6 protein-coding genes and 1 tRNA gene are annotated in these 7,083 nt (G+C 58.5%); 2 read left to right on the forward strand and 5 right to left on the reverse strand.

What is annotated here, in order from left to right; all coding sequences use genetic code 11:
* The first annotated feature begins 153 nt into the window (after positions 1 to 153).
* The gene (locus tag ACVWXE_RS04590; RefSeq protein ID WP_457489698.1) at positions 154 to 2,238 is read left to right on the forward strand and encodes a hydantoinase/oxoprolinase family protein; all 2,085 of its coding nucleotides are present in this window, start codon (positions 154 to 156) and stop codon (positions 2,236 to 2,238) included.
* A gap of 17 nt (positions 2,239 to 2,255) precedes the next feature.
* On the opposite strand, the gene ACVWXE_RS04595 is transcribed toward ACVWXE_RS04590, so the two are convergent.
* Both ACVWXE_RS04595 and ACVWXE_RS04600 read right to left on the reverse strand, forming a co-directional pair.
* On the reverse strand, positions 2,256 to 3,410 hold the full coding sequence (locus ACVWXE_RS04595; protein ID WP_457489699.1) for an RNA-guided endonuclease InsQ/TnpB family protein: 1,155 nt from the start codon (positions 3,408 to 3,410) through the stop codon (positions 2,256 to 2,258).
* Positions 3,411 to 3,821: 411 nt separating this feature from the next.
* Positions 3,822 to 3,894, reverse strand: a tRNA-His gene (locus ACVWXE_RS04600).
* Between the two features lie 69 nt (positions 3,895 to 3,963).
* Here ACVWXE_RS04600 and ACVWXE_RS04605 point away from each other — a divergent pair.
* Entirely contained in the window at positions 3,964 to 4,764 is an 801-nt protein-coding gene (locus ACVWXE_RS04605; protein ID WP_457489700.1) for a photosystem II S4 domain protein, read from the forward strand.
* A gap of 49 nt (positions 4,765 to 4,813) precedes the next feature.
* On the opposite strand, the gene ACVWXE_RS04610 is transcribed toward ACVWXE_RS04605, so the two are convergent.
* The 3 genes from ACVWXE_RS04610 to ACVWXE_RS04620 form a co-directional block, all read right to left on the reverse strand.
* On the reverse strand, positions 4,814 to 5,725 hold the full coding sequence (locus ACVWXE_RS04610) for a homogentisate phytyltransferase (protein WP_457489701.1): 912 nt from the start codon (positions 5,723 to 5,725) through the stop codon (positions 4,814 to 4,816).
* Positions 5,726 to 5,733: 8 nt separating this feature from the next.
* The gene (locus ACVWXE_RS04615; RefSeq protein ID WP_011433815.1) at positions 5,734 to 6,222 is read right to left on the reverse strand and encodes a YceD family protein; all 489 of its coding nucleotides are present in this window, start codon (positions 6,220 to 6,222) and stop codon (positions 5,734 to 5,736) included.
* Between the two features lie 89 nt (positions 6,223 to 6,311).
* Entirely contained in the window at positions 6,312 to 6,923 is a 612-nt protein-coding gene (locus ACVWXE_RS04620; protein WP_457410771.1) for a Jag family protein, read from the reverse strand.
* Between the last annotated feature and the right edge of the window lie 160 nt (positions 6,924 to 7,083).

Genomic DNA, 7,083 nt, shown 5'->3' on the forward strand with positions numbered 1-7,083 from the left:
GCTCCAAAAAAGACAGAAGTTGCTGAGCTACACTCGCTACACGAAGGGGCGCCGGTCAGCCCGTCTCTGCCGTTACAAAAGCCAGGCGTCATAGCCATAGTCCGACCAAGGGCTGGCCCCAGAAGAAGGCAAAAGAAATGCACGATGGAAGCCATGGTCGCATCAGCGTTGGGTAGCAACCTCGATCCGGCCAATCTGGATCAGACGGAAGCAAGCCGCAGCTTGGCCCGCCTGGGGATCGATGTGGGGGGCACCTTTACTGATCTGGTGCTCTTGCAGGATGGCCAGATGCAGACGGCGAAGGTGCTGTCTACCCCCAGCCCTGAGGAGGGGGTCTTTGCGGCGCTGGACAAGCTGGGGGTGCTCTGGGTTGACCTCTTCTGTCATGGCATGACGGTAGCCACCAACGCGCTGCTGGAGCGCAAGGGATCCCCCACCCTGTTTTTGACCACGGCGGGCTTTCGGGATGTGCTGGCCATTGCCCGTCAAAACCGCCCCTCTCTGTATGACCTGACACAGCCCAAGCCGGAGCCAGTGGTGCCCCGCCACCATTGCCTGGAGGTGAAGGAGCGCTGCAGCGCGGGCGGAGTGTTGGAGCCGCTCACCGATGCCGAAATCCGGCGGGTGGTGCAGGAGGTGGGGGAACGAGTGCAGCGGGATGGGATCCGCGCTATTGGGGTGGGGTTTTTGTTTTCTTTTCTCTACCCGGAGCACGAACAGCGGCTGGGAATGGCCTTGCGACAGGCTTTCCCGGAGCTACATCTTTCCCTGTCTTGCGAGGTGGCGCCGGAGTTCCGCGAATACGAGCGCTTCAGCACCACCGCCATCGATGCCTACCTCAGCCCGGCACTGGCGGGCTACCTGCACCGCTTGGCCCAAGGATGTCGGGAGCGAGGGATCCCCCAGCCCTTGATCATGCAGTCTTCCGGCGGGGTGACCTCCATCCCTCAGGCGGCGGCCCATGCTTCGGTGGCTTTGCTCTCAGGGCCGGCAGGCGGAGTTTACGGGGCGGCCTATCTGGGTCGGCTGAGTGGCTACCCCCACTTGCTCAGCTTCGATATGGGGGGAACCAGCACAGATGTGGCCTTGATCCAAGATGGGATCCCCCAGGTTACTCCCGCAGCGGTGGTGTGCGGCTTGCCCGTGCAACAGCCCCAAATTGACATCCACACCGTCAGTGCCGGCGGCGGATCCCTGGCCCATTTGCTGCCCGGCGGTGGGCTTCAGGTGGGGCCAGAGAGTGCCGGATCCAACCCTGGGCCGGCCTGCTACGGTCGGGGGGGAACAGCTCCGACGGTTACCGATGCCAACCTCTGGCTGGGGTACCTGCCGGATGGCGGGCGGCTGGGCAACTCGGTGCAGCTACGGCGGGGGCTAGCGGAACAGGCTATTGCCACGCTGGCGGATCCCTTGGGCTTGAGCTTGCAGGAAACTGCCGTTGGCATTCGCACCTTGGCGAATGTCGCCATGTCGCGGGCCTTGCGGGTGATCAGCGTGGAGCGGGGTTTGGATCCCGCCGATTTTGCCCTGTTGGCCTTCGGCGGAGCCGGGCCCATGCATGCCTGTGCTTTGGCAGAAGAGCTGGGCATCCGCACGATCTTGATCCCGGCTGCCTGTGGGGTGCTCTCGGCGCTGGGAATGGCTTTGGCAGATCTGCGGCGAGACTATCGGCGGGCCATCCTCCAACCTCTGCGGCAGCTTGCGTCCGATTCAGGGGGATCCCTGCTGGCTCAATGGGCAGAACCCCTGATCCGCCAGGCGAGAGCCGATCTGCAGGATCCGGCGCTGCACTTCAGCTTGGACTTGCGCTATCGCGGCCAGTCTTTTGAGTTGGGGATCCCAGTGCGGTTGTCGGATCCGATTGCTCATCTGGAACAGCAGTTTCACCAGGCCCACCAACAACGCTATGGATGGCAAGATTCAGCCCAGCCGGTGGAGACAATTCAGTTGCGTCTACAGGCGGTGCAGGCCCTACCCACCGTGCCTTTGACCGCACCCCCCCCCTTGCCAGGGGATCCCCTCAAGGGTCGGCGAGAGGCATGGTTTGGGGGCAGGATGTGCTCGGTGCCGGTCTACGATCGGCAGCGCATGGGTGTGGGGTTTCAACTGCGCGGGCCGGCAATTGTCGAGATGCCGGAGGCAACGGCGGTGATCGAAGCCGATTGGACGGGGGTCATTGACGAAGTGGGAACCCTAATCTTGAGCTGTGTTCGCGATAGCGGGACAAAGTCCTGGTAAACCACCCGACACCCGCGCTATGCGCAGGGTGCGGGCTTTATCCCAATCCCCAGCGGCCCCAGGGGGCAGCTAAGTTTCGGAATTTCAGGCGAGTTTACAGTCGCCCCAAGGAGAGAGATTACTTGAGCAGCGTTATGGTCAGCATCCCCTTCCCACCCGCAGTGTCCACACTTGAACGACTTACCATTGCGGTAGGACTTACCCCGCTCAGGGTGGATGTGCAGGCATTTGTGGCAGGTCTGACTGGTGTAGGCAGGCGGCACCAGCACCACAGGTACTCCAGCGATGGCAGCCTTGTAGGCTACAAACATCCTGAGCTGGTAGAACGCCCAGTTGTTAGTCCTGCGCCGCTCAGTCTTGCTCCGAGGCTTCTGATTCAAGCAATCTCTGATGCCTGTCAAGTCTTCAAAAGCCAGTGCCGCACCAATAGCCTGGGCATCCCTGACCAAGGTTTTGCTGATGTTATGGTTCAGCCATGTCTGGTAGCGTCGTTCTCTCCCAGAGAGCCTTCTCAGCAGCCTCCTAGAGCTGCGAGTGCGTTTGGATTGAACCCTGGCACGTACACGGCTGAACCGGTCACGGACGGCCTGGATGTGCTCTCCACTCCAAGAGCGTCCGTTGCTAGCGGTGGCGATATCTCGCCTGCCCAAGTCAACTCCGATCACCCTTGGAGTCTTGCCGGTTGGGGGAGTATCCAGCTCAACAGCAATGTTGATGTAGTAGTCCCCTTGCTTGGTCTTAGACAGGGTTGCGCTTGTTGGCTTCTGGCCTCGCAGAAGCGCTATCTGGTAGCCACCGATCTTGAGCTTGAGCCAGACTCGCCCGCTCAACAGAGTCACACCAACAGTCTGTTCAGACTCTCGGTACCTAAAAGTACGCGCATCCAAGGTCAGGCTGGTGGGGCGAAACTTGTGGACTTGCTTCACCGCCTTGGCATTGCTAATCACCCGACGGAGCGCCTGACAGACGTGGTTGGCCTTCAGCCCCGTTGCTGCTCTTACCGGTCGATAGACCAAGTGGTGCAGCTTGGCGGTGTTCCAGCACTTCTCGCGCTTGGCGGTATCCAAGATCTGGTTACAAGCGTCAGCAAATCTCTGCAAGGTGCGGTCAATCTCTTGACGCAACTCTACAGGGACTATCAGCTTGCAACGTACCGATATAGTCTGGCTCATGGGCCTATCGTAGCTCATCCAGACTTTGACTAGCAGGCGGGCTTTCCTCCCGACACCAAGCCTGCGGCTATGGTGCGGGCCTCCAGCCCGAAAATTTGGTGAGTCCATCCGCAAGCAGAGCGTCATGGTCATTTCGATTCAAACTAGGATACTGTGCCCACACCCAAAACGTTGCTCGCGTCGGCGTTGCGGAGCAATAATGCAGGGGGCCAGAAGCTCACCCTAACCTGAAAGACCACAGCAGAGCTTGTTTTGAGAGGGAGAGGCAGGTGCTCCAGATCACCTTGACGAATACCTTCACGATTTTTGCGTCCAGATAGGGTGTTGTCTGTTTTCGTTTGTCAGGGTCTAGATAGATGGACTGGCCTCTGCAGCCCTTGCCCTGACTGGATTTTCGCGATTTCCCTCAAGGGCGGACGATGGGACTCGAACCCACGAATGGAGGATCCACAATCCTCTGCCTTAACCGCTTGGCTACGCCCGCCGCGATTCCGGCTATCTAGCTTAGCATGGGAAAAACGGGACTGAACTACAAAGGTCGAAGCGCCTCAAAATGCTACCCAGAGCCGATTTGTTGCAAGGGGCAGAGTATCGAGAAACCTTGGCACGGGTCTTGGATTTGGGAGAGCAAGCTCTCAAAACCTGGCAAGTGGTCTGGAGCGACTTCCTCTCGCCACCGGAAATAGCAGAGGTGCAAGCTCGGCTGTGCAACTTGACCGAACTACAAGTGTGGGCTTGGGGAGGGTACCCTCAAGCAGAGCGCCAGCGCTTGGCCCTAGCTCGCTCTGAGGTGGGCCTAGATGTCCGGGATCCCAAGCCCGACCAAGAAGGGATCCCATTGGCCGCCATTCAGATTCAAGGCAACTTTCTCTTCGACCCGGCCACCCACCGCGATTTTCTGGGAGCCCTTTTGGGAGCCGGCATCGCCCGCGAGAAAGTGGGAGACATCCTCCTGTTGGGGGACTCAGGCGCCCAGGCCATCGTTGTGCCCGAAATGGTGGACTACCTCACCCTAAACCTGACTCAGGTGCGCACAGTGCCTGTCAAAGTGAGCCGGATCCCCCTGAGCCAGTTGAACATTCAACCCCCCCGCGTCAAATCCATCACCAGCGTGGAAGCCTCTTTGCGCCTGGATGCGGTAGCCTCAGCTGGGTTTGGCATCTCCCGCAGCAAAATGGTGGAAGAAATCCAACGGGGGGAAGTGCGGGTCAATTGGAAGCCCATTACCCAAGCCAGCTACACCGTTGGCCCTCAGGATTGGATTGCCATTCGCGGTCGGGGTCGGCTGCAAATCGAAGAGGTAGCCGAAACGAAAAAAGGCCGCTTTCGAGTGCAAATGAGGCGGTATCTCTAGATTTTTTCCTGTCTGAGTTTGGGGAGATCGTTACCTCCAGGAAAATGCTCTAGAAAAAAGAGAAAAAGGCCCAAGGGTAAAGCAAATACTCCAAGTAAAACAACTTCCAGATCAGTTGATAATAGCCAACAATCGCCTCCCGACGGCTGAGATCCAGATGGACACCATAGCCCAAGAGGATCCCCAGCCCCAACACATGGCCCACCAACAGCCAGAAGCCGTTGCCCGCAAGGAGAAAGGAGATTCCCACCCCGATAAATCCCAGATAGCACAAGGCCAAAATGCTAATGCAAAACCTTGAGATCCGCCCTGGCCCAAAGCGCAGCGAGAAGGTGGCAATGGCAAACTGGCGATCCCCTTCCATGTCGGGAATATCTTTGAAAAGGGCGATCACCAGCCCAAAAATCGACATAAACCCCGTCAGCCAAACAATCGGGGCTGAAAGCTCGACCCTTCCCTGCATCACCTGCTGAAAATGGCTGTAAAGGCCCAAATTGACGATCAAGCCGCGCACGCTGTAGATGCAAGCCGAGGCTGCCAGCGGAAAACGCTTCAACCGCAAGGGGGGCAGCGAATAGGCCGTGCCGATCCCATTGCTCAAAAGCACCGTCAGCAGCAGGTAGGGGATCCCGGCCATGGCCAGTAGGACGGACGCCACCCCACAACCCACGACGATCCCCACCCCCTGTCGCCAACCCAGGGATCCAGCAGCCAAGGGCAAATGGGGTTTGTTGATGCGGTCGATTTCAATATCCGTCAGTTGATTCAAGCCGACGATGTAGACATTGGCCGCCAGACAGGCCGCCCAAGCCCAGACCAACTGGGGCAGCGCCGAGAGAACCGGTTGCAGGGATCCGGCAGCCACAAACCCCGCCAACAGGTAGAGGCCCACCACGCTGGCGCTGGTGCCGTAGACGGTGTGGGGTCGAGCAAAACGCCAGAGAACTTGTGGGCGCAACATCAAAAAAGCTAGGGAGAGTCTTCCAGGAGAGAAGCTAGGGCTGCCCAGCGGGGATCCGCCGTTGGTGCTGTAGCTTCCACCGCAATGCCCGGACAATCGGGACGGCAGGGCAACTGGCGGGGCATCTCCAAATGCAGGTGCTGGTACATCCAGTCTTCGACATCCAGCTCACCATTGGGGGGCAGGCTCTCCAGCAGATCTTCTTCGTCTTGCAATTCCAGCTCCAAGGGGAGAGGTTCGGGATCCCGGATCAGGATGATCTCCTCAACCTCCAGGTGCAGCCGGTGGTTAAACTGCTGGAGGCAGCGGTGACAGGTGAGGGTGACAATGGTACGAGCTTCAGCACTCACTTCGAGAAAATGGCCCCGATGGCTGACTTCCAGGGATCCCTCCACAGGGGTCAAGCTCTCAAAGCCCGAAAAAAACTGCCTAAACTGCAATTCTTGGGTTTGATCCGGCATCTGCCGCAGATCGGATAGACGAATTGGCCTTAACATTGCGCCCCCTTTCGCACGTTTTGGATAGCCGGGATCCGTGTCGTCACCGTAGCAAGAGGGCCAACTTGTTCCCAGCCCTCTGCCCACTCTCAAGATGGGGAAGCTGCCCGACGGATAACCAAGCGCCGGTCAGGCTCTTTGCCACGGCTGAAAGTTTCCAGATCGGCATAGGCAGGGTCATTCAAGAGAGTATGAATTTGCCGACGCTCGGCAGCCGAGAGATCGGGAAACTCGTATTCCCGGCCAGTGGCCCTCACCTTTTCCACAGCAGCGGCAACCAAAACCTTCAGCTCCTGCAAACGCCGCTGCCGATAGCCGTCCAAATCCAAAATGTAGGGCTGCTGCTGGTCTTCCGGCTGGTTCAGGTTGAGAAGGGTGTTGGCCAGGTACTGCAACGCATCCAGCACCACGGGGGAGCGATCCTCCTCTTGAGGGGAATCTCTGGAAGATGGAGAGGGCAAGGGGGGGGCTTTCGCCAACAGCAGTTGCTTCTGAGCTGGGGTCAAAGAAGACGCCTCGATTTCCAGCACCTCCCCCACCACCCGCACCGCCGCTGGGATCCCCATAGCCGCCAGCACCCGCTGTAACCACTGCCTGGCTCGCTCTTGATTGGCCGCAAAGGTGGACTTGTTTGGCGAAGGGGCAACGGTTCCCTCAGATTTCCTAGCAGCAGATCCCGTAGAAGACTTAGGACGGCTCATCCTGGGCAGCTTCCAACTTTGAAGAGCATGACTCTAGTCAATAATAAGCTCAACTATACTGAAAGTAATGTATAATATGTTCAGTACGGATTACTACCAGTTGATCTTTCTGTTTACTTTCGAGTCTGCCAACATGGTAGCCAAAGCAAAGCAGAAAATT

The sequence above is a fragment of the Thermostichus sp. MS-CIW-41 genome (assembly GCF_054058915.1).

Bases quoted from the DNA above. Each gene is read 5' to 3' on its own strand.
- ACVWXE_RS04595 (WP_457489699.1), bottom strand. From the start codon at position 3,410: ATGAGCCAGACTATATCGGTACGTTGCAAGCTGATAGTCCCTGTAGAG.
- ACVWXE_RS04590 (WP_457489698.1), top strand. From the start codon at position 154: ATGGTCGCATCAGCGTTGGGTAGCAACCTCGATCCGGCCAATCTGGAT.
- ACVWXE_RS04620 (WP_457410771.1), bottom strand. From the start codon at position 6,923: ATGAGCCGTCCTAAGTCTTCTACGGGATCTGCTGCTAGGAAATCTGAG.
- ACVWXE_RS04615 (WP_011433815.1), bottom strand. From the start codon at position 6,222: ATGTTAAGGCCAATTCGTCTATCCGATCTGCGGCAGATGCCGGATCAA.
- ACVWXE_RS04605 (WP_457489700.1), top strand. From the start codon at position 3,964: ATGCTACCCAGAGCCGATTTGTTGCAAGGGGCAGAGTATCGAGAAACC.
- ACVWXE_RS04610 (WP_457489701.1), bottom strand. From the start codon at position 5,725: ATGTTGCGCCCACAAGTTCTCTGGCGTTTTGCTCGACCCCACACCGTC.